Annotated in this window: 17 protein-coding genes and 5 pseudogenes; 11 read left to right on the plus strand and 11 right to left on the minus strand. The window is 36.6% G+C overall.

All coding sequences use genetic code 11. The features are described 5' to 3' along the window. Positions 1-562 precede the first annotated feature (562 nt). A complete protein-coding gene (locus tag B9T25_RS07210) occupies positions 563-2,767 on the plus strand; it encodes an OsmC domain/YcaO domain-containing protein (protein WP_086187787.1) in 2,205 nt (734 codons plus the stop codon). Between the two features lie 180 nt (positions 2,768-2,947). On the opposite strand, the gene chrA is transcribed toward B9T25_RS07210, so the two are convergent. After that, entirely contained in the window at positions 2,948-4,297 is a 1,350-nt protein-coding gene (gene chrA / locus B9T25_RS07215) for a chromate efflux transporter (protein ID WP_086187788.1), read from the minus strand. Next, positions 4,294-5,220, minus strand: coding sequence for a chromate resistance protein ChrB domain-containing protein (locus B9T25_RS07220; RefSeq protein WP_086187789.1), 927 nt, complete (start codon positions 5,218-5,220; stop codon positions 4,294-4,296). Before B9T25_RS07220 ends, chrA begins: the two co-directional genes overlap by 4 nt. A 626-nt stretch (positions 5,221-5,846) precedes the next feature. Between B9T25_RS07220 and B9T25_RS07225 the strand changes: the two genes are divergently transcribed. The 5 genes and pseudogenes from B9T25_RS07225 (at position 5,847) to B9T25_RS07245 (ending at position 10,928) form a co-directional block, all read left to right on the plus strand. Then, positions 5,847-7,724: a potassium transporter Kup gene (locus B9T25_RS07225; RefSeq protein WP_086187790.1), complete on the plus strand. Its 1,878-nt coding sequence runs from the start codon at positions 5,847-5,849 to the stop codon at positions 7,722-7,724. 90 nt (positions 7,725-7,814) lie between these two features. Then, positions 7,815-8,051 (plus strand): annotated as a pseudogene (locus B9T25_RS14665) (methylenetetrahydrofolate reductase); the annotation flags it as partial. A gap of 128 nt (positions 8,052-8,179) precedes the next feature. Continuing rightward, complete coding sequence (locus B9T25_RS07235; protein WP_086187791.1) at positions 8,180-9,181, plus strand: putative oxygenase MesX; 1,002 nt, start codon at positions 8,180-8,182, stop codon at positions 9,179-9,181. A gap of 30 nt (positions 9,182-9,211) precedes the next feature. Continuing rightward, positions 9,212-10,240, plus strand: a complete 1,029-nt coding sequence (locus B9T25_RS07240) for a methionine synthase (RefSeq protein WP_086187792.1) — start codon at positions 9,212-9,214, stop codon at positions 10,238-10,240. A gap of 196 nt (positions 10,241-10,436) precedes the next feature. After that, positions 10,437-10,928 (plus strand): flavin reductase, encoded by a 492-nt coding sequence (locus B9T25_RS07245; protein ID WP_086187793.1) that lies wholly within the window; start codon positions 10,437-10,439, stop codon positions 10,926-10,928. A gap of 317 nt (positions 10,929-11,245) precedes the next feature. Here the strand turns inward: B9T25_RS07245 and B9T25_RS07250 are convergent, their stop codons facing one another. Further along, positions 11,246-11,944: a DUF1826 domain-containing protein gene (locus tag B9T25_RS07250; RefSeq protein WP_086188009.1), complete on the minus strand. Its 699-nt coding sequence runs from the start codon at positions 11,942-11,944 to the stop codon at positions 11,246-11,248. 190 nt (positions 11,945-12,134) lie between these two features. Between B9T25_RS07250 and B9T25_RS14430 the strand changes: the two are divergent. Then, a pseudogene (locus tag B9T25_RS14430) lies at positions 12,135-12,362 on the plus strand (ISNCY family transposase); the annotation flags it as partial. A gap of 106 nt (positions 12,363-12,468) precedes the next feature. Here the strand turns inward: B9T25_RS14430 and B9T25_RS07255 are convergent. Continuing rightward, positions 12,469-13,020 carry a 2,4'-dihydroxyacetophenone dioxygenase family protein gene (locus B9T25_RS07255; RefSeq protein WP_086187794.1) on the minus strand — a complete coding sequence of 184 codons (552 nt, stop codon included), beginning with the start codon at positions 13,018-13,020 and terminating at the stop codon, positions 12,469-12,471. 175 nt (positions 13,021-13,195) lie between these two features. Here B9T25_RS07255 and B9T25_RS07260 point away from each other — a divergent pair, with 175 nt between their 5' ends. Continuing rightward, on the plus strand, positions 13,196-14,104 hold the full coding sequence (locus tag B9T25_RS07260; RefSeq protein WP_086187795.1) for a LysR family transcriptional regulator: 909 nt from the start codon (positions 13,196-13,198) through the stop codon (positions 14,102-14,104). A gap of 41 nt (positions 14,105-14,145) precedes the next feature. Here B9T25_RS07260 and B9T25_RS07265 read toward each other — a convergent pair whose 3' ends face one another. The 4 genes and pseudogenes from B9T25_RS07265 to B9T25_RS14850 form a co-directional block, all read right to left on the minus strand. Continuing rightward, on the minus strand, positions 14,146-15,456 hold the full coding sequence (locus tag B9T25_RS07265; protein ID WP_086187796.1) for an MFS transporter: 1,311 nt from the start codon (positions 15,454-15,456) through the stop codon (positions 14,146-14,148). Positions 15,457-15,644: 188 nt separating this feature from the next. Further along, positions 15,645-15,815 (minus strand): annotated as a pseudogene (locus tag B9T25_RS14670) (IS5/IS1182 family transposase); the annotation flags it as partial. A gap of 55 nt (positions 15,816-15,870) precedes the next feature. Continuing rightward, positions 15,871-16,086: pseudogene (locus B9T25_RS14675) on the minus strand (IS3 family transposase); the annotation flags it as partial. Between the two features lie 22 nt (positions 16,087-16,108). Next, positions 16,109-16,213 (minus strand): annotated as a pseudogene (locus B9T25_RS14850) (transposase); the annotation flags it as partial. Between the two features lie 298 nt (positions 16,214-16,511). Between B9T25_RS14850 and B9T25_RS07280 the strand changes: the two are divergent. The 3 genes from B9T25_RS07280 (at position 16,512) to B9T25_RS07285 (ending at position 19,538) form a co-directional block, all read left to right on the plus strand. Then, positions 16,512-18,701, plus strand: a complete 2,190-nt coding sequence (locus B9T25_RS07280) for a hypothetical protein (RefSeq protein ID WP_228146865.1) — start codon at positions 16,512-16,514, stop codon at positions 18,699-18,701. Positions 18,702-18,955: 254 nt separating this feature from the next. Then, the gene (locus B9T25_RS14855) at positions 18,956-19,057 is read left to right on the plus strand and encodes a transposase (protein WP_213032989.1); all 102 of its coding nucleotides are present in this window, start codon (positions 18,956-18,958) and stop codon (positions 19,055-19,057) included. Between the two features lie 94 nt (positions 19,058-19,151). Continuing rightward, positions 19,152-19,538, plus strand: a complete 387-nt coding sequence (locus tag B9T25_RS07285; protein ID WP_171262748.1) for a transposase — start codon at positions 19,152-19,154, stop codon at positions 19,536-19,538. 440 nt (positions 19,539-19,978) lie between these two features. Here the strand turns inward: B9T25_RS07285 and B9T25_RS07290 are convergent, their stop codons facing one another. The 3 genes from B9T25_RS07290 to tagF form a co-directional block, all read right to left on the minus strand. Then, the gene (locus B9T25_RS07290) at positions 19,979-20,215 is read right to left on the minus strand and encodes a VF530 family DNA-binding protein (RefSeq protein ID WP_074947644.1); all 237 of its coding nucleotides are present in this window, start codon (positions 20,213-20,215) and stop codon (positions 19,979-19,981) included. 343 nt (positions 20,216-20,558) lie between these two features. Beyond that, entirely contained in the window at positions 20,559-21,329 is a 771-nt protein-coding gene (locus tag B9T25_RS07295) for an OmpA family protein (RefSeq protein WP_086187797.1), read from the minus strand. Between the two features lie 2 nt (positions 21,330-21,331). Then, entirely contained in the window at positions 21,332-22,291 is a 960-nt protein-coding gene (gene tagF / locus B9T25_RS07300) for a type VI secretion system-associated protein TagF (RefSeq protein WP_086187798.1), read from the minus strand. Between the last annotated feature and the right edge of the window lie 5 nt (positions 22,292-22,296).

Below are 22,296 nucleotides of genomic sequence, written 5' to 3' on the forward strand. Positions count from 1 at the left end.
TGGCGGTATTTCTTTTGAAACTTCTTCGCTCCCACCACCACATGCGGTAACGCCCAAAAGTATAGAGAATATTAAATAAGGTTTAGTTTTTTTCATTCACATTTATGCTCATCATGATAACTATATTGATTCAGGGTTTTACCCGTGGAATACAAAAAGTTGCTAACATTACGCTTAGTATCATACTAATAATGCAAATAATTTATTTTTTGGTTTTTAACCAATCAGTCAATGTATTTATGATTCAAGAAATTTTTATAGTTGAATCTATCTAAATTGCAGATTGTCTAAAATAAGTGGATCGAAATCTGGGCTTTAAGTTGTTCTTATTTTAAAAAAATTCATAAATAAGCTAGAAAGACAGACAAAAGTTATCAACGCCACAAAATAACTCTATAATATCGCCCATCATTACTAGAGTCAGTTGCTAAGTGTGGTCACTGAACGCATTGCTCTAGTCACTCTTTTGTTAAGTCAATTTCTTCTCCGTGATTCGGCTTATATCTCAATATTTGGAATTTTATGTGTATGTACTGACACATAAGAATAGTTAGGTGCCAGCATGGAAATCAAGGTTAATTATCTCGACAACCTTCGACAAGAAGCCAAGTTCGATGACTTCTCGGTGATTGCCGATCAGCCGATCCGCTATAAAGGTGACGGTTCTGCGCCGGGTCCATTCGACTATTTTTTAGCATCATCGGCGTTATGTGCGGCTTACTTTGTAAAAGTGTACTGCGCAGCTCGCGATATTCCGACCGATAATATTCGCTTATCGCAGAATAATATTGTTGATCCAGAAAACCGCTACAAGCAGATTTTTAAAATTCAAGTTGAGCTGCCGGCCGATATTTCAGAAAAAGATCGCCAAGGCATTTTACGCTCGATTGATCGCTGTACCGTAAAGAAAGTGATTCAAACCGGCCCAGAGTTTATCATTGAAGAAGTAGAAAGTATTGATGCCGATGCACAAGCGTTGCTTATGCCAAGCTTAACTTCAGAAAACAGTACTTTTATCGCAGGTAAAGATCTGCCGTTAGAAGAAACCATTGCCAATATGTCCAGTATTTTGGCAGGCTTAGGCATGAAGATTGAAATATCTTCGTGGCGTAACATTGTGCCGAACGTGTGGTCTTTACATATTCGTGATGCACAATCACCGATGTGTTTTACCAATGGCAAAGGCTCAACCAAAGAAAGTGCTTTGGCTTCGGCGCTAGGTGAATTCATTGAGCGTTTAAATTGTAATTTCTTCTATAACGATCAGTTTTGGGGTCAAGACATTGCCAGTGCTGAATTTGTGCATTATCCAGATGAAAAATGGTTTAAGCCTGGTCCAGAAGATGTACTCCCAGAAGAAATTCTTGATGAGTATTGTCTAGAAATTTACAATCCAGACGATGAACTGCTGGGTACGCATTTATATGATACCAACTCAGGTAATACTGAGCGTGGTATTTGTTCACTACCATTTGTACGTCATTCCGATGGCGAGGTCGTTTATTTCCCATCGAACTTGATTGAAAATTTATACTTAAGTAACGGCATGAGCGCAGGCAATACCTTGGCTGAAGCACAGGTACAATGTTTGTCAGAAATTTTTGAACGTGCCGTGAAGCGTGAGATTTTGGAAGGTGAAAAAACCTTACCTGATGTACCACAAGAAGTATTGGCGAAATATCCAAGTATTCTGGCAGGTATTAAAGGCTTAGAAGAACAAGGTTTCCCAGTATTGGTGAAAGATGCCTCGTTGGGCGGAAAGTATCCAGTCATGTGTGTGACTTTAATGAATCCGCGTACGGGTGGTGTATTTGCTTCGTTCGGAGCGCATCCAAAATTGGAAGTGGCATTAGAGCGCAGTCTGACGGAGTTATTACAAGGTCGCAGTTTTGAAGGTCTCAATGATTTACCAAAACCAACCTTTAGCAGCAATGCCGTAACTGAACCGAATAACTTTGTTGAACATTTTATTGACTCTAGTGGTGTGGTGTCATGGCGCTTTTTTAGCTCGAAGTCCGAATATGAGTTTGTCGAGTGGGACTTTACCAATCAAGGTGAAAATTCCAACGCTGAAGAGGCTACAGCGTTATTTGGCATTCTTGAAAATATGGGCAAAGAAGTCTACATGGCGGTGTATAAGCATTTAGGCGCAACGGCTTGCCGTATTTTGGTTCCAAGTTATTCGGAAATTTATCTAGTTGAAGATTTGGTTTGGGATAACACCAACAAAGCATTGTTATTCCGTGAAGATATTTTGAACTTACACCGCTTGGACGATGAACAGCTTGAAGCTTTGGCTGAACGTCTAGAAGAAGTTGAAGTGGATGATTACACCGACATTACCACATTGATTGGTATTGAATTTGACGACAATACGGTTTGGGGACAGCTCACTATTCTTGAGTTAAAACTGCTTATTTATATTGCTTTACAAGAGTTTGAAGAAGCGAAAGAGTTAGTAGAAACCTTCCTCCAGTACAATACCAATACCGTTGAACGTGGATTGTTCTATCAGTGTATGAATGTGGTTCTAGAAGTAGAACTCGATGATGAGATGGACTTGGATGATTATGAAGTCAATTTCCGCCGTATGTTTGGTGACGAACGTATGGATGCAGTCATTAGTTCTATGGACGGCAGTGTACGTTTCTACGGTTTAACAGAAACAAACATTAAACTGGAAGGTTTAGACCGTCATTTACGTCTGATTGAAAGTTACAAAAAACTGCATGCAGCACGTGCTAAAACGGTAGCTTTAGCCAGTTAGAATTAGAGTCCTAGCAGGAGCAACCACAAGTATGACGGGGTTGCTCCTAGCGCTGGCTGAGTTACGAGCGTTTTAAATTAGTTTGAAACGGTCGAATGTAAATATACCTAGTGTTTAAGTAATCCGAACCAATTTAAAGTTTAAGAAATAGCAAAGTTAAGTAACTAAGTTTTTCAACATTTATGAAATAAGTCTAACAGTTAAACCAACTAAAGCAGAACCGATGATGACCCTGAGCACACTTTGATTAAACTTAAATAGTGCGACTACCGCTAAAACAGCAATAATGGCAGAGATATAATCAAAATTTCCTTCAAAACCCTGTGGCCAAAGCACGTGGTAACATAAAAAGAGTGCTAAATTTAAAATTACACCCACCACGGCAGCGGTAATTGCTGTTAAAGGGGCTGTAAATTTAATTTGATTGTGTGTGGACTCTATAACAGGTGCTCCCGCTAAGATAAAGAAAAACGAGAAAATAAAAGTGAACCACGTGACGATAATTGCACCTAATGCACCAGCAATAAATTGATGTTCAACACCCAGCAGCGAATGGTTATAAGCAGCTAAGAAACCGACAAAAGCCACCACCATGATCAATGGACCGGGAGTACTTTCACCTAAAGCTAAACCATCGATCATTTGAGCGGGTGTGAGCCAGTGATAAAAACCGACAGCACCCTGATAAACATAAGGTAGAACAGCATAAGCACCACCGAATGTTAATAATGCAGCTTTAGTAAAAAACCATGCCAGTTGAGTATAAGAATGATTCCATCCAAAATTCATTGTTAAAGACACCAGTGGAATTGCCCATAAAAGTGCTGCAATTACTGCTATTTTAATGAGATGAGACCATTTAAAAATAGCATGTTCAGGTGTAGGAGTATCATCATCAATAATTGCACGTCCATAAGATTTTTGCGTGGACTGATGTGCATTCACACTAAATAAATCAGGATGTTTTTTACCGACCAGATAACCCGATATCGCTGCACATAAAACGATTAGAGGGAAAGGGATATTAAAAATAAATATCGCGAAGAAGGCGACAACCGCAATAACCCATAAAAACTTATTCTTTAATGATCGACTACCAATACGATAAGTGGCATGGAATACAATTGCTGCAACCGCTGGTTTGATTCCGTAAAACAGACCTGCAATGATGGGGACGTTACCATATTTCACATAGATCCAAGAAAGCCCGATCAGGATAAAGAAAGAAGGTAGAACAAAGAAAACCCCTGCAATTACTCCACCTTTGGTTTTATGCATTAACCAGCCAATATAAGTTGCGAGTTGTTGAGCTTCAGGACCGGGTAAGAGCATGCAATAGTTCAAGGCGTGCATAAAACGCTGTTCTGAAATCCATTTTTTTTCTTCAACCAGCTCTTGGTGCATAACCGCAATTTGCCCAGCAGGGCCGCCAAAGCTAATAAATCCAAGTTTTAACCAAAATTTGAATGCTTGCCAAAAGCTAATAGATTTAATTTCTACTTCATCTGTTAAAGATGGCTTATTGTTCATGTTAAATTCCTTTGCAAGTCTGCATATAAGCCATCAAAAATATGGTTTGAAAGATGGAGTAATTGGTCATCATTTGTGATCGTGCTTCTTAGACCTTGTAAAACCTTTTCAATTCCTAGGGCTTCGGCAGGCTCATTTCCCCCAACATCTAAAAAATGAACAATTTTAGCAATTTTATTTAGAGCAGGATTCTGCAACTCAAAGCGATTCATTAAGACTTCAAAGGTGACTAGGTTATTCATATGGGTAAATTGGGCATGATCAAAATCAAAACCTAAGGCATCATGGGGACAATCATTGGGATGCTCTAACCAAATAAATTTTGCCTGAGGGTCTACAAATTTTTGAATGATCCATGCAGATGCCAAACGGTCAATCCAAGGACGCTTTCTAGTTGCCCAGACTTTATTTTGAAAATCTTGCTTGAATAGGGTATTTAATTGCTGTTCAAAATTATTGGGTTCATCGTATTCACCTAACCGAGCAATTGCATATTCTAATCGGGTGAGTTCATTGAGTATTTTGCTTTGATTGGCATTAGGATAAAAATCGATTTCTATCAGTGAATTGAGATTTTTTCTTAATTTTCGAATCTGTTTGAGATGTTCTTTTTTCTTGCTTTCTTTAAGCGTATTTTGTATCTGTGAAATCTCTGTTTTAAATTCTTCATATTCTCTAGTCCTATCAAAAAGTTGAGTAAGGTCTACGTTTTCAGGTGCTTCAGTCTGAAAAATATAGGCATGACCATGTTCATTGAGATGATCATTAACAACAGACTCGAATTTTTCGGAATGTACTTCTGGTAATAGGTAGACGCCGTCTCTCAACGTTGCTGCACCATTTGACTTTAATGAACGCCAAATTCGCATTCTTGCAGTTGTGCTTTGACTGGGAAGTGATGAGATAAGCAATGATAATTTCATGTTATAAACTCAACAAATTTTGTTTAATTTATAACAATTTTTTAATATTGAAAATGCTTTTATTGAATAAGAATATGTCTAAGAGTCATAAAAAAACCTTTAGATAAGTTTTGGTTTAAATTTTCTACAGCTGATACGAAGTGAATATCTAAGCCTCAAGTAGAAAAGTCCTTTTTTGATCATCAGAATCAAGCACAGAACTGAAATTACTTGCTTTAAGTTACGTTGATTTCTGAGCTTTACGACTAGGCACATTGTTCTTAGGTCGGCACATTTTTTGTCTTTCCAATTTTTCATGTTGTGATTGGATGTGAGCCAAAAATCCTAAGACTCATTAAAGCAAGTATTTTAAATACTTATTGTTTTAACTTTTTCATTGATTCAAAGCATTTGTGCTCATGATCGTACCTCTATAAAAATTCATATACATCCTCTAGATGAAATAATATCTAGCTATAGAATGACATTATTTGCATTAAAACGATTTAAATGTGCACCTATATGGGGCAAACTCACATAAAAAAGCTATTAAATCGTTATAAGTCATAGTTTTTTTATGTATAAGCAACTTTATGATCGCTCTAATGATAAAATTTTAGGCTTCTCAATCTTGTGATTTGCATATCATGCAGAATAAAGTGAGTAAGCCAGCAGTACCCGCATTGACACTGGCTGCATTAGGGGTGGTATTCGGTGACATCGGAACGAGTCCTTTATATGCATTAAAAGAGAGCTTTCATGCAACTCGTGGATTACCTATTAATGAAATTAATGTTCTAGGCATTCTATCTTTGATTTTTTGGACCATCACGTTAATTGTTTCAATTAAATATGTATTGGTCATCATGAAAGCTGACAACAATGGTGAAGGGGGGATTATGGCTTTATTGGCGTTAAATCTTCGCCAAAAAGGTCTATCTTCTCGAAAGAAACTCATCATCATTATCTTAGGTTTTGTTGGCGCTTCTTTATTTTTTGGGGATGGGATTATCACGCCTGCAATTTCTGTACTTTCAGCAGTAGAAGGTCTTTCCATTGCAACACCAGCGTTCGATCGGTTCATCATTCCAATCAGTATCGGAATTTTAGTCGCACTCTTTGCTGTCCAAAGACATGGTTCTGCAGTAATGGGGAAATTTTTTGGTCCTGTCACCTTAATATGGTTTCTCTCCATTGGGGCTATAGGTATCAGCAGTATTATTCAAAGCCCGTTTGTTCTCGCATTACTGAGTCCACATTGGGCTTTTTTGTTTGTGGTGAATAATCCTTTTATTGCATTTTTTGTGATGGGTGCAGTCGTTCTAACAGTGACAGGTGGAGAGGCTTTGTATGCAGATATGGGGCATTTTGGAATTTTGCCTATTCGCTTAGGCTGGTTTTTAATCGTTCTGCCATGTTTAATCCTGAATTATGCTGGGCAAGGTGCATTATTGTTACGAGACCCAAGCGCAATCACAAACCCATTTTACTTACTCTTACCCCCAGCTCTTCTCTATCCGATGATTATTCTTGCAACAGCGGCCGCAGTAATCGCGTCTCAAGCTTTAATCAGCGGTGTATTTTCTATGGCTAAACAAGCAATTCAATTGGGATATTTGCCTCGCTTAACTATTTTACATACCTCCGATTCAGAAATTGGGCAGATTTATATCCCCTTACTCAATTGGCTCTTGTTTATTTCTATTACCATTTTGGTATTAATATTTGAGAACAGTAGTAGTCTAGCAGGTGCATATGGCTTAGCAGTGACAGTAACCATGTTCTGTGACACTTTATTAGTTGCTTTTCTTGCTTATAGTTATTGGAAATGGCAGACATGGAAAGTATTACTTTTCATTATTCCTTTTGTCTTTATCGACCTCATATTACTGAGTTCCAACCTTCTTAAGGTCTTTATTGGTGGTTGGGTACCTGTATTTATTGCCATTATCGTTTTTACCTTAATGATGACTTGGAAAAAAGGCAGAGAAATTTTGCAAGAAAAATTGCAGAAGGATACGCTTTCTCTTAATACTTTTATTGAATACATAGACGGTACAACTCAAAAAATTAGCGGAAATGCAGTATTTTTAACTGGAACACCACAAGTCGTACCTCATGCTCTTTTACATAATCTAAAACATAATAAGGTTCTTCATGAACGTAACTTATTGGTAACGATAAGTATTGCTGAAATTCCTTATGTCGATGCGGAAAATAGGATTGAGACAGAAGTGCTTGATAAGGGCTTTTATCGCATACATTTAAATTATGGTTTTAAAGAAGAGCCCGATGTTCCTAAATCATTAGAGCAAGCCTTCGATACATTAGGACTGGAATATAATTTAATGGATATAAGTTTCTTTGTGTCTAGAGAAAGACTTATTCCAAGCATGTCAAATAAGATGTCCAATTGGCGTGAGAAGCTATTTGTAACTATGCAAAAAAATACCAGCCCTGTGAGTGATTTTTATAAAATCCCTTCAAACAGAGTAGTAGAGTTAGGCAGTCAGATTGAAATTTAAATAAATTTAATCCTAAAAAAACACCTTCTTTGAAGGTGTTTTTTATATGACTTAGATTAGCATTTATCCTGAGTCATCTGATTTACCTATTTGTGGACTTCATTATGGCATGCAAACACAGGAAAAGAATTTATACCTGAATTGCCTTATTTCTCTCGCCAGCCCACATTCAGCCAGCTTATTAAATATCAGCATCTACATTTTATGCATGAAGCATTATTTGAATCGAAAATTGCCAAAGGTTTAGGTCGATTCATATTTAGAGGTTCATTTTTGGAAAATATGCCTGCAGCAAAAGCATTACTTAAAACGGAATGGATAACCAAGTTTACTTAAAGTGAATAAAACTCATCTTTTACTGAATTTATATCGTTTTACTCATGTAATGATTCGAGCTTAAATAAAGCCATACAGAAATTTAGATTTTATTTAAAGCTTTAGGGTAGCAGATCATCATGAGTAATCAGTTTGCATGTTCAATTAAGCGCATTCGTTTTGACGAAAACTATCAACCAGCAGACAACACGCGTTTGACCACGAATTTCGCCAATTTAGCTCGTGGTGAAAGCCGTCAAGAGAATCTACGCAGAACTTTAGCGATGATCAACAACCGTTTTAATAGCTTGGCAAGTGTTGATAACCCTAAAGCGGATCGCTATTCACTTGAAATTGACATCATTTCTGCTGAACTCGATATTGAAGGCAACGGTCAAACTTTCCCATTTATTGAAACACTGAAAAGTACCATTATAGACCATAAAACAAATGATCGTATTGAAGGCATGATTGGCAACAGTTTCTCATCTTACGTGCGTGATTATGACTTCAGTGTTGTGTTACCTGAACTGGGCTTTAAGACTGGTGAAAAGTCAGAGAACTTTGGTGATTTGCATGGCAAGCTTTATCAACATTTAGTTAATTCAGACGTGTTTAAAGCTGAATTTAACAAACAACCTGTGATTTGTCTCTCTGTCTCAACGTCGAAAACATATTATCGTACTGCAAATGTGCACCCTGTATTGGGCGTGGAATACACAAATGATGAATATTCACGTACAGATGACTATTTCGCAAAAATGGGTTTAACCGTTCGTTATTTCAAACCTGAAAATGGCAATGCACCGTTAGCATTCTATTTCGCAGGCGACTTACTTCGTGACTACACAGATTTCGAATTGATCAGTGCGATCAGCACGATGGAAACATTCCAAAAGATTTATCGTCCTGAAATTTATAACATCAATTCACCTGCAGGTTTAGTGTATCAACCAAGTCTGAACTATCAGGATTTCTCACTCACGCAAATTGTGTATGACCGTGTTGAGCGTGGTCAATTGGCAGTGAAACAAGGGAAGTGGACTGAAGAAAACTTTATCAAGCCTTACAAAGATATCCTTGAGCAATGGGCTGCTAACTTCACTGTAAACAACGATGCTAAGCAAGAAAACGCGGCGTAATTTAACAAATATTGAGAAAGAAGATTTAACATGGCAATTTTATTACCAACATCAACAGCTGGCAGCTTACCGAAACCGTCTTGGCTTGCAGAGCCTGAAAAACTTTGGTCACCTTGGAAATTAGAGGGTGAGGCATTAATTGAAGCGAAGCAAGATGCGTTACGTTTGTCATTGCAAGAACAAGTGCATGCAGGCATTGATATTGTCAGTGATGGCGAGCAAACCCGCCAACATTTTGTCACCACGTTTATTGAACATCTTGATGGTGTTGATTTTGAAAAACGTGAGACTGTTCGAATTCGTAATCGCTATGATGCGAGCGTACCGTCAGTTGTTGGTGCTGTTTCTCGTCAAAAACCTGTTTTTGTTGAGGATGCTAAATTTTTACGTCAGCAAACCACACAACCGATTAAATGGGCACTGCCAGGCCCGATGACCATGATTGATACGCTTTATGATGGGCATTATAAAAGCCGTGAGAAACTGGCTTGGGAATTTGCTAAAATTCTCAATCAAGAAGCCCGAGAATTAGAGGCTGCGGGTGTTGATATTATCCAATTTGATGAACCTGCATTTAATGTGTTCTTTGATGAAGTGAATGACTGGGGCGTTGCAACATTAGAGAGAGCGCTTGAAGGTCTGAAATGTGAAACTGCTGTACACATTTGCTATGGCTATGGCATTAAAGCCAATACAGATTGGAAAAAGACGCTCGGTTCAGAGTGGCGTCAATATGAAGAAGCTTTCCCTAAGTTGCAACAATCTAAAATTGATATCATCTCACTGGAATGTCAAAACTCTCGTGTGCCAATGGATCTCATTGAGCTGATTCGAGGTAAAAAAGTCATGGTAGGCGCTATTGATGTGGCAACCAATAGCATTGAAACGCCTGAGGAAGTCGCCAATACGCTACGAAAAGCCCTTCAGTTTGTAGATGCCGATAAACTCTACCCTTCTACCAACTGTGGCATGGCGCCTTTATCTCGTGACGTGGCAAGAGGCAAGCTCAATGCTTTAAGTGCAGGGGCAGAAATCATCCGTAGAGAACTTTCGGCTTAATACTCACCGATAGAGTGATATAAAGGGTTACTTTTTAGGTTTAATTGGGCTTGGTATTGCTGATCAAACAGGTAACCCTCAGCTCAATTAAGAAGAAGCATCACTTCTACTCAGAACTCATTCAGATGATGTGCCTACGTGACGAAATCACGTAGCATATAAAGAAAAAAGTACGGTTCAATTTAGGAATAAAATGATGATTGAAGCAACAGACTTTAGAGATGCAATGTCTTTGTTAACAAGTGCAGTTAGTGTCGTGACTACGGCAGGCATGTCTGATCGTCATGGATTTACTGCATCTGCAGTGTGTAGTGTCACCGATACACCGCCGACATTATTAGTCTGTATGAATAAAGCGTCTAGATCACATGTACATTTTGTAGATAATAAAATTTTAACTGTGAATGTTTTAGGCGCACAGCATCAGCATATTTCTAACGTATTTTCATCCAAAATGAGTTCAGCAGAGCGTTTTAAACACGGTATTTGGACAGAATTAGAAACTGGCGCACCCGTTTTAGAGGGTGCTTTGGTGAATTTTGATTGTGAGATTGATCAAATTCAAGAAGTTGGAACGCATACTATTTTTATGTGTCGTATTGTCGCTATTCAACAAAGCCAACATGATCAAAGTTTGGTTTATTTTAATCGTGCTTATCATCAGGTGGGGCAGACGGAAATCGCTTAAATCAACTATCTATTTAACATCAAACTCTTAACTGTACCTTAATCACCACAAATGTTGAAAAAATGCTTTGCTGTATTGTTGCTTATCGTAGGATGTTTTTTCCTTTTTAAGGGATTACTTTAAAATATATTCAGTTGAGTCCCAAGAATAAAAAAGCCCATTAGATATGGGCTTTTTTATTCTTGATATGGCACTATCAATTTTGATTAAATATAATTATTTGTATTTCAGTTTATTATATTTAATCAAATGCGGCATGCACAATCAGCAGCGTATAGCGTACCGTTATTTGAATCCTTGATATATCGAATAAATATTTAACAAATCAATAGCAGTCTATACTCACCATCCTTTTCAACAGGAGCTCTATGAACACAGGGTAAGACCTGTTGCGTTGGATGATCTACTGCCAGTCGCCAAAGATGTCCTGAGCCTAAATTCACAGGTTTTGTATTGGGTTTAGGCTGATAATGCAGATCAAAGAAATACTCTTCTAGGAAAGTTTCAAATTCAGCTTCTGGGCCGTCATGTAGTTCTTTGAGTTTTCCCCTGATTTCTGGAATCAAAATCTTTTGCTCAACCTGAGCATGGGGCAGGATATCACTTGCAGGACCATAATAGGTACATAAAAAAGTATCCGTTTCGATAGGGGAACGATCAATATGATACGAATATACATCTGTTGAAATGAAATCTAGCTCTTTATCCCGTTCGTAACTTTTAAGTAAATTAAGAGAAGGTGATGCTCCGAAATCAGTTAATAGCTGCACATCACTTAAGATAATTCCCCTTGCTAGATTCCCTTTTTCTGAAAGCTGCAGCGTTAAAAGGTCTTCAACGGAAACTTCTGTAATATTCTCTTTTAACTCAAGTTTGGTCACAATTTCTTTAAAATTACCAACCAAATTTCTATACCAGCAAATGGCATTCATATCTCCTTGAAAATTTGAATTTACAAATTCAGAAAAAGTAGAAACCGCTCTAATTTGAGTGTTGTCAGAAAGTGTATTCTTCATATTAGAATTAAATAAATAATAAACCATGTCTAATAATATACACTCAGTTTTATAAAAATATTGTATTTCAATTAAAGTAGGTGGGTATGTTCATATTGGCTTATTGCCTACGGCTATACCAGAAGATGCACCTGTAATGAGAACTACTTTAGCAGCCATACTATGTTTCTTATTTCAAAATATGGGGTTATATCCTGATGGCACTGTAGTGATTATGCATGATGGACGAAAAATCAAGTACAGCATCTTTAGCAAATTGGCTGGGCTACATCAAAATGAAGTGGTTGAGAATAAAAAATTAGGTTCGGTTCTGGCCCATATCCAGCAATAGCATGAAGAATTAGAACAATAAAACAAACATAATCGCTCTCAAAAGATGCCAAGCACATGTGCACAGAAAATAGCAATTCAACAATGAAATCTGAATCCTGTGCTTGACTTAGAAATGTCGGTATAGGACATTTCTACTTGGGAATAACAGAAAAGCCTGGATCTATAGCCAGGCTTCGCATAAAATCTGTTTTTTAACGTATAATTTTTTCTAGTTCAGAATCTGGAATACCCATTTTTCTATAGTGCGCGCGCGCTTGCTCTAGCTTAGTAAATACGTCTTCGTAACCTTCTGGTTTACCATATGGGTCAACATAAATATACCCACCATAGACCGTAAATAACGTAATCATTTCATCTACGTCATCTGGTACATACAAAGTATGAGCCTCACCTGGAGGTTCAAAAGCAAAAGAATTTTCTTCTGCAACCCAATCATGTTCTAAGTAATACCAACGTCCTTTGATTACAAATGCATGAACAGGCCCATTATGGCGATGGCGCGATAGAATCCCACTTTTTTTTACTCTTAAAAGATTAATGAAGTATCCTCCACTTACACTTAAGAGTAAGGGTTTAAAGCTTACACATCCATTTTCTGAACTTGGCACCCATAAATCATCATCATCTAGCATAGTACCTAGAACTTCAGGTGTTATAATTTCCTGAGGCATATACGGCACTTGTGGCAGCTGATAGGGCATATCTTCTGCATATTCTTGTATAGCTTTATTTTGAGTATTCATTGCTAAAATCCTTATTGTCTTGCAACTTGTAGATCTATCTTAACAAATATAAATCAAGGGATTAGCTTACTTTGATTCATAACAGCTATGAATAAATGGAACAATTTATATAAATAATATTATTAAATATCAAATTATTAAGGTAATATTTAAGCAAATATATGGAATTATTTTTATGGATAATTATAAACAAATGTTAGCTTTTATTTGGGCTTATGAGCATGGTAATTTTTCAGCTGCAGCACGAGTACACGATCTAACCCCATCAGCAATGAGCAAAATGATTAGCCGACTAGAAAATAGATTAAAAGTGCGTTTAATACAAAGAGGTACTCGTAAGCTAGTGTTGACGGAAGAAGGCCAGCTATATTTAGAGAGTGCAAAAAAAGTTGTTAAAGCCATGGCAGAAGCAGACTCATTAGCTGAGCATTTTCCAGAAAAAATTAGTGGATTGTTGAGAGTCAAAACTATGCCAACTTTTGCGCGTCATCAAATTTTACCTTGGCTTCCAGAGTTCATTGAATGCTTCCCAAATTTACATGTCGATATAAAAATTGAATCACGCTATGAAGATGAGTTTGAAAAAGGAATTGATTTAGCAATATACGGAGGAACACTCCCTGATTCATCTCGTGTGACTTCCCGCTTAGGTACAAGTGAATGGATTACCTGCGCTTCACCGAGTTATTTAGAGCGTTTTGGAACTCCAAAACAACCTAACGATTTATTACAGCACAAGTGTTTTCATTTCAACTATTTAAATGATTGGAATTTATGGGAATATGAAAAAGATAATGAAAAATTCAGTTTACCCATTAAACCGCTGGCTTCATTTTCTCAAGGTGATTTCCTACGAGATCTCGCTTTAGATGGGCAAGGTATCGTACGTTTAGCCGATTACAATGTAGCAAAGGATATTCAACTTGGAAAATTAGTTCCGTTACTCAGCACTTATAGATTGAAAGAGCCGGAACCAATTTACTTGATTTATCCAAATCGTAAATTTTTAAGTCCCCGAATTAAAAGCTTTATGAGTTTTTTCACAGAAAAAATCAAAAAAAATCCTTGGACTATAAAAAAGTAAACTCTCCTTTTAGGAGAGTCTTTATATAACTTTGAATCTATTTATTTTATTTGGTCTAACGGTACGCCTGTATTATCCTTCCAGCGTATAACGACAATAAAAGATATAATACAAATTAGAATTAGATAGATACCAAATAGCCAGCCTTGGTTATTTGAGTATAGCCATGTATTAATATAGGAAGCAGTTCCACCAAAGATTGCGATAGCGAGAGACATAAATACTCCTAGCATTTTGGTTCGGTACTTGGTTGGGATTTGTTCTGACATAGCAGCAGCCTTACAAGACATTAAAAATCCAATTAAAATGAGGCCAATAGTTTGTGCTACAAATAATGTCCACGGTTCTTCAGAAATCATATTCCATAAGGGAAAGATTGAAACTGCACAGCCAAAATAAGTAATCAAGATGGTTTTTTTTCTACCAATATAATCTGAAAGTAAGCCTTGAAACGGAAGGCAAATAATATAGATAATCTGAGCCAAACAACTCATAAGGAAAGCGGATTTAGGATCCATTCCTTTATAAGTAATAGCGTAAATAGAAACACAGACCACCCATGTATAGAATGTAATAGTAGAGCCTGCTTCATATAGAAAAAGTTTGAAGCCCCTGCTTAAAAATTGTCCCATAGTCCAATTTACATCATCTTCAGAAACATCGCTTTCCACATGACTTTCCACCATATTTCGACGTAAATATAGCGCTACAAAAGCCAGTAAACCACCTGCAAAAAATGGAATTCTCCAAGCCCATTCATAAACTTCTTCTGAAGTGAAAAAAATATTTAATGCTACAAATGATAATGTCGCAAGTAAGGTACCAGTGCCATTGGCAACATAAGAGCTACTTGCCCAGAGTCCACGCCTATGATTTGGTGCAATTTCCGCAATATATGCAAATGAAGTTGCAGTTTCTCCTCCATGAGCAAAGCCTTGAATCAATCTGGCGATCAGCAATAAAAATGAGGCCCAATATCCGATACTGGAAAAGCTTGGAATGAAAGCAATCATCATGCTAGAAAGTGCCATTAATACCATTGTAGTAAGCATGATATTTTTGCGACCAAACTTATTGGCTAAAGGCCCAAAAATGAAGCCCCCTAAGGGTCTTGAAACAAAACCTACGGCAAAAACAGCTAAAGTATTGAGTAATGCAGAAGTTGGATCACTTTTATCAAATAGTGCTGCTGCAATATAGACAGATGCAACGGCATAGATTGTCCAATCAAACCATTCTAATAAATTACCAACAGCACTAGCAATTAAAGACTTTTTATTAGTAGCTGCATTTGTTTTTTGTTCAACTTGAAGACTAGGTTGAGCTGTAATTGTTGTTGATATATTTTCCATATAATCACCCTAGATTAATATCTGAAGGAATTTCATTCACTAATCCAATCCTAGATTAGTTGACTCGATCATAAGGGATAAAATTTATGAAAAGTATGCTGAAAATTCATATTAACTATGACAAATTAGAAATAAAAAACCAATCGTTATCTATATTATTGAGGCTTTGAGTAGACCTCTTTCATAAGTCATTTTTCATTCAATTCTAAGTTGTAAATTCCAGCAATTAAATTGAATCTTAAACCGAGTCTTTTCCCTCTATTGCGATAGTGCTCTGAAAGTATTTTGAAGATATTTAACACACCAAATACATGCTCAATACCTCTTCTTCTTTTATTGATTTCACGGTTGTATTGTTTTAACACAGGATCTAATTTACATCCTCCTTTTGCTTTTTAAATAGCCACCAAAATTTTAGACACACATAACCATCTTTTGCTGGAGCTTTTCATAATCTAATGGAGAACGCTGACCATTGGAACCATGTCGTCATTTTGAATTATAGAACATCTTAATATATTCAAAGATATCAGATCTGGCTTCAGTTCTTGATGCATATATTTTCTTCTTAATTCTTTCTCGCTTTAACAACTGAAAGAAGCTCTCAGCAACAGCATGACATGAGCAGTGTACTGCGCAAGTGGCTAATTCAGGCATAAAGACTATGCGTGGTTGTACCTAAACGTGCGGCAACTTCAGCCAGATTATGACCTTTTTCAGTCACTTGCTTTACTGCTTCAACTTTAAATTCTTCGGGTTATCGTTTGCTACTGCTCATAAAAACCTCGTTAATTAGCCATCTTATCTAACTAAAGTGTGTCTACAAAATCGGTGGCTATTCATTCATAGATGACCTTAATAGCCTCTCAGTCGCGGGAAAATTAATCGCAAAGCAAATATAAAAATGACGACTAATTCTACTAATAGTTTAATACCGTGAAAATCACATGAATAATACTGAAGTGATTGATTTGTGTCTCAGTTATTTCGCTAGGGCTATGTGATTATTTAAGTTATAAGATATTGATAAAACATATATTTATTTTGGTGACTAAGTGAAATTACGAATTTTAGGGGTAGTTATTGCCTTAATTATGTCGGGGTGTGGGGGTGAGTCTGGTCAAGCGAATTCAACCCAAGGTGCAACGAGTTCAAAGCCTGAGATTAATCTACCAGTAAAGCCTCCTCTGCAAAATGCAGATGAATTCGTCCGTTTGGCAGATATTGCTTCTGAATTAACAGCATCAAGTTTTTCGCTTGAAGCTTGGAATCCTAAAGCGATTCAGCTGAGTGGTGATATTTTATATATTGCAGATAGCACCTCACCTACAAAAATCTTACGTTATGATGTAAAAAACAAGAAAAATCTTACAGCATTAACGGCTGAAAATGCTTTTGGTAATACTGCTACGACTTGGGCTGATATCAGTGACATTTATATTTCAAGCAATCGTCTTTACGTATCTGCATCTGCTAATCATAGAGTAGATGTTTTTGATATTTCTACAGAAAACCCTAATTTTATTATGTCTTTAGGAACAGGTTCTCTGAATGGTGGGCAACCATTCTATGCAATGACCAATCCGAGTTCTGTTACAGCTAATGATAAATATGTGTTTGTTGCAGATCAACTGAACCGAATTAATATGTGGACTCAAGATGCTGTTACAGCAAAAGAAACACGTAAATTCAATCGTTTATCATTACCAGGTTGCGCAGCTAATTGTGCACCACGATTAGAAGTTGTGGGTGATCAGCTCTATGCAAGTACTACAAATGGCCATACCTATGTATATGATATTAAATCTATTACAGAGACAATGGATACAAATTCATTAATTCAACCAATAAAAACACAAAATTCAATTGCAACAGTAGTTCACAGTGCGCAGGATAATTTGCTGTATACAGCACAACCAAGCGGTAAGATTTCAAGTTTTTCAAAAGATAATCTGCTAAGTGTAAGTACGGCTATACCAAGTAATACAGTTGATTCTGTTCAGCAATACCGTGTAAAAGGGCAGACTACATCGCAAACTCTACCTAAATCTTTAGATTTAACAGTATATGGCGATACTATTTATACGTTGTCTAATCAAAAAATTATTGCTTTACCGCTACGTAAAATTAAGCAAGTTGTTTCTAATGACCCTGTGAAATCTATAGGATTACTAGAATCACAGGCGACAGAGCAGACCAGAATGCTACAAGATGGTGAGAGCTGGGCTACGTTGACGAATACAACACAGCGCAATGTGCTTATAAATAAAATCCTGTCGGTATCGTTTGATGGATCTGCTTTACGCTTACAAAGTTATAGTGCTGCTCCTGTAACTAATCTCAAAATTGAAGGTAAATTACGTCAAAGTAATCAATGGGTGGAAGTCGCCAATTTAGATCGGTTAACACCATTTTCAAATTCAGCGATCAAACTTAAAATTGATGGAAATACCCGCTTTAATTTGATTAATGGTAAAGGCTCAGTCCAACTACCAGGTCTTAGTAGCTTTGATGAAATTCCTGCGGATTTATTTGATGAAGTGAAAATTACATCAGATACGGATGTACATGTACAAAAGTTAAATACGATTAAAGCTGGTTGGAAAATTGTCTTTGGTACTTATGATGAGCCTGGTAAGTGGTGTCGTATTACGCCAGCGTATGCACGTGAGTGGGTCATTATGATGACCAATTTGGCGTATATGTTGAGCACTCCTGAGTTTGAAACCCTTTGGTTTAATCATAAAGCGGTGATGGGACATGACTTCTTTGGTAATAGCGGAAAAGTTGAAGGTGCTGGCGGTTTTTATAAAGCAGAGGACTATAAACGTGTATACCAAGAAATTTTGAATCGCGGTCAAATTAGCTTAGGCGTGACTAATATGGGTGGTGGCCTTGGTGGTGGACAGGTTCTTGGTGTTGATGGTTGGCTATATTATGGTCATTATCGTCTTTCGGGTTATCGAATTATTGCGCATGAATTTGGCCATCATTGGGGTGGGCACAATAGTGCTTGGGCAATGGAAGGTTATGGCTTTGAAGCAATGATAGACGGGTTAAACTTTTACTTCCAACGTCAGCCAGGTTCATTGCCTTATATGGATCCAACACTGAATAACTTCCACTTAACACCAAGTAGCGAATTATGCCAAAGTGTCAGTAGCAATATTTTGAGTGGCGTTGCGTCTAAAGCACCTTGGAATAAAGTGGATGAATACTTTAAAAATAATCCTTTGCAAAAATAATTTTGCATAAATAAAAAAGCATCTCAATTTGAGGTGCTTTTTTATTTAGTAAAGTAAGTGCAGATTTATGATTAAGTAAATCAGATTAAAGACTAGAAATGAAAGCTATAAGTTCTCATTTTTAACTTCGAATAACGACCATTATATTAAATGGATACTAATCATATGTATTGGAGCCAAAAATTACTTTTCCATTATGAATTAGGGTCTGTTGAGAATTAGCCAAATAACGATACAAATTCTATAATTGCATAATGATATTTCTTGAAGCAGTCCTCTGGATCGCACGAACAGGTAGTCCATGGCGAAATTTGCCACCCGAATTCGGAAAATGGAATACGCTATGGTGGATGTGAGCAGCACTGCTGCGTAAGTTGTTAAGGTACATCATCATGGTCAAGGCGCAAAAGGGGGATCTATAGTCAGGCGATAGGTAAATCAAGAGGTGGAATGACCACAAAAATTTTAGCTTTGACCGACAGTCTTGGAAATTTGGTTAAATTCCGCTTAATGCCTGAGCAATATCATGATTTAGCTGAAGTTAAGCCGTTAATTGAAGGTATTGATTTTCAAGCATTATTGGCAGATAAGGCATTTGATGCGGATTGGCTGTTAAAAGAACTTGATGATCGAGATGCAAAGGCAGTTATTCCACCAAAAGCCAATCGTACTGTTCAGCGTGTATTTGATAGCTGTATGTATAAATGGCGGCATTTGATAGAGAATTATTTTTGCAAATTGAAAGAATTCAAACGCATTGCCATGCGCAGCGACAAAACGGATTCGAGTTTTTCCGCCATGATTTATCTTTGTGCCAGCGGAATTAACTCTCGCTAATTCTCAACTGACCATAGATCATCATGTTGATCGAATGATATAGCGCAGGATTTCGGTATAACGAATATTATATTACTTAGCTTACTCAACATAATGAATAAACTTGTCTAAATTCATTATGTTGAGCTGCGACTACAGTTGACTGTAGTGGGTCGCAGTCTTTGATATTCTAATTAACTTATGTTCACCTAGAATCTAATTCACAATTAAATTTAATTACTTGGAGCATTAAAATGATAACTTATAAAATATTTGGTTCATGAACCTAGCTATGAATACATAGTTTCCTACTAAAAAAGTCTTAAGAATAGACTAAATTTGTCTAAGAGAATGGTGGCAGTCCACCACTAACTAACAGGTGTCTACAAAATCGATGGCTATTCAATAAGTGTAGTTTAGTATTTGGTATAAAATATTATGCTGAGGCTGGGTTTTGATAGCTACGATTTCTGTTTGGCTTTTTGGCGTAAGACATACAAATATAAGCTTTCTACTTTTTCACGTGCCCATGGTGTGGTACGCAAGAATCGCAATGATGATTTAACACTTGGATCTATGCAAAAACATCTAATTTCAATTTTACGACTTAAGCCTTCAAAGCCACCGTAGTAATCCAATAATTCATCCAAAATGTCAGCAAGTTTTTTACCGTGTAGAGGGTCATTGGAGGTGTTCATAATAGATCAACCATATTTTGGGAGGCCATTATTATAACCTGAGCTAGTTGGAAAATGAGAGGGTTGGAATTTAAATGTAATTAACATAGAAAATTACAGCTTAGTTTACGGTTAAGACAGATATTTGTTTAAAGCGCGTCAGATTTCGGCATAACGTATATTATGTTACTTAGCTTACTCAACATAATGAATAAACTTTACCAGATTCATTATGTTGAGCTGTGGCTACAACTGAGGTTGTGTAGGCCACAGTCTTGGATATTCTATTTAACATAATATACATTATACGAAATCAAAGTTACTTATAAAAAGCTACAGTTATATGTAGCTTTTTATAAGTAACTTATTGGACTTCAAATTCAATTCTACGATTTTTCTTACGACCTTCAACGGTTGTGTTATCAGCAACTGGTTTGGTTGAACCTAATCCTTCAACACTCAAATTATCAGTTGGTACATTTTTTTCTGCTAAATACCTTTTAACTGTGGCTGCACGTTCCTGACTAAGTATTAAATTTTGCGCTTGATTACCTGAACTATCCGTATGACCAATAATTTTAACTTTCTTTCCAGCAACTTTATTTAATGCAACTGCCATTTCATCCAAAATTTTGGTTCCTGATACGACCAATATGGAACTCCCAGACTCAAACTCGATAATTCTATTTTTTAAAGCATCATCAATAATTTTCTGTTCTGCTTGATTCACAGATAGCTGTATATTTAAGCGGTATGGTTCCTGAATCATATTTTGAAAATTTGCTGTGGTTGGTTGAATATCATTTTGGTTTGACATTTTCCCTGTCAATTCGACCTGTATACCACGGATAGATAATCTCCCTTGTTTAACTTTCTTTAAATCTGGTGTGATGATTCTAGTCACTGAATCACTCCAGCCATTTGGTGCAGAAACTAGTTTTACTTTAATCTTATCAATTACTTGATTAGCGCCATAAATACTATACATTCTGGTTAAAATCGCTTGTTTGCTGGCTTCATTTGGCACTATACCTTCAACCACAATTGGTTCAGCGAGTACCAAAGAACTTGCGAATACAAGACTACAAAAAGTCAGTACTTTTAGTTTTTTTCTAATTATTTGTAATTTAATCATTTTTAATCAGCTATAAATGTTTGTCTAAATAATTTAACACCTTGACTTAAGCTTAGATGACGCTCACACAAGGACTGTTCTAAGGCTGCTAAACCTGCATTTTGTTCTAAATAAGGATCAATCCAGTCCGCTTTTACTAATGAAACCCAATGCTCTGAATCCATTTTTTGTTTAAACATTTCACTTAGTGCAATAATATCAGCACATTGGAATCCAATTAACAAGACGGGTGAATTACTATGTAAAATTCCAATGAATAGCTCTACATTTTGCTTAGAAACAAAATAACTAATTAAATTGACCCAAAAAGCAGCAATTTCATAGCAATAGCTTGGATTATTAATGGGTAAAATAAGTACTTTTTTTAATCGACTGGTGCCTTGTTGAATAACGGGTTGTAGCAAAAAACCTAATCCAATCATACTTTGAGAAAGCTCATAAACACTGACTTTCATCAATTGAGAGAATGAATAAATTGTATGATATTCATAAAATTTAGCGCTCTCTATATGAGTAAATATCTGAATTTCATTACTTAATTTACTCAATTTATCCAGCAAAACATCAGGATCATGTATGGAATGTATCACCTGATTTTTTTGCAACAAATCCATTAAGGTCTGTTTGTAGCTATATGGTGCATACAAAATATGATCATATGGCGTATCGACCTCTAATAAATGACTAAGTAGCATCGGAAATTGACGTCCTGAACTATCTTCGCTACTAATCAAGTTTGCCACCAAAAACTTGGTTGCTTGAGGATTGGCAATAAAAAAATCTAATGCAGGGAGTTTTGGATAAATATGACTGAAATCTGGTGATTGCATTGCATATTCAAGTGCTCCAGTAATCCATTGATCCATTAATTGAATTAAAACCGACTGACCACGGGTCTTCAAAAAATCTCCATGTGCAGGACATTTACCATAATAAAGTGGAAAAGTTTTAATTTTATACATTACAA

This window comes from Acinetobacter sp. ANC 4470 (assembly GCF_002135335.1).
Classification (GTDB): domain Bacteria; phylum Pseudomonadota; class Gammaproteobacteria; order Pseudomonadales; family Moraxellaceae; genus Acinetobacter.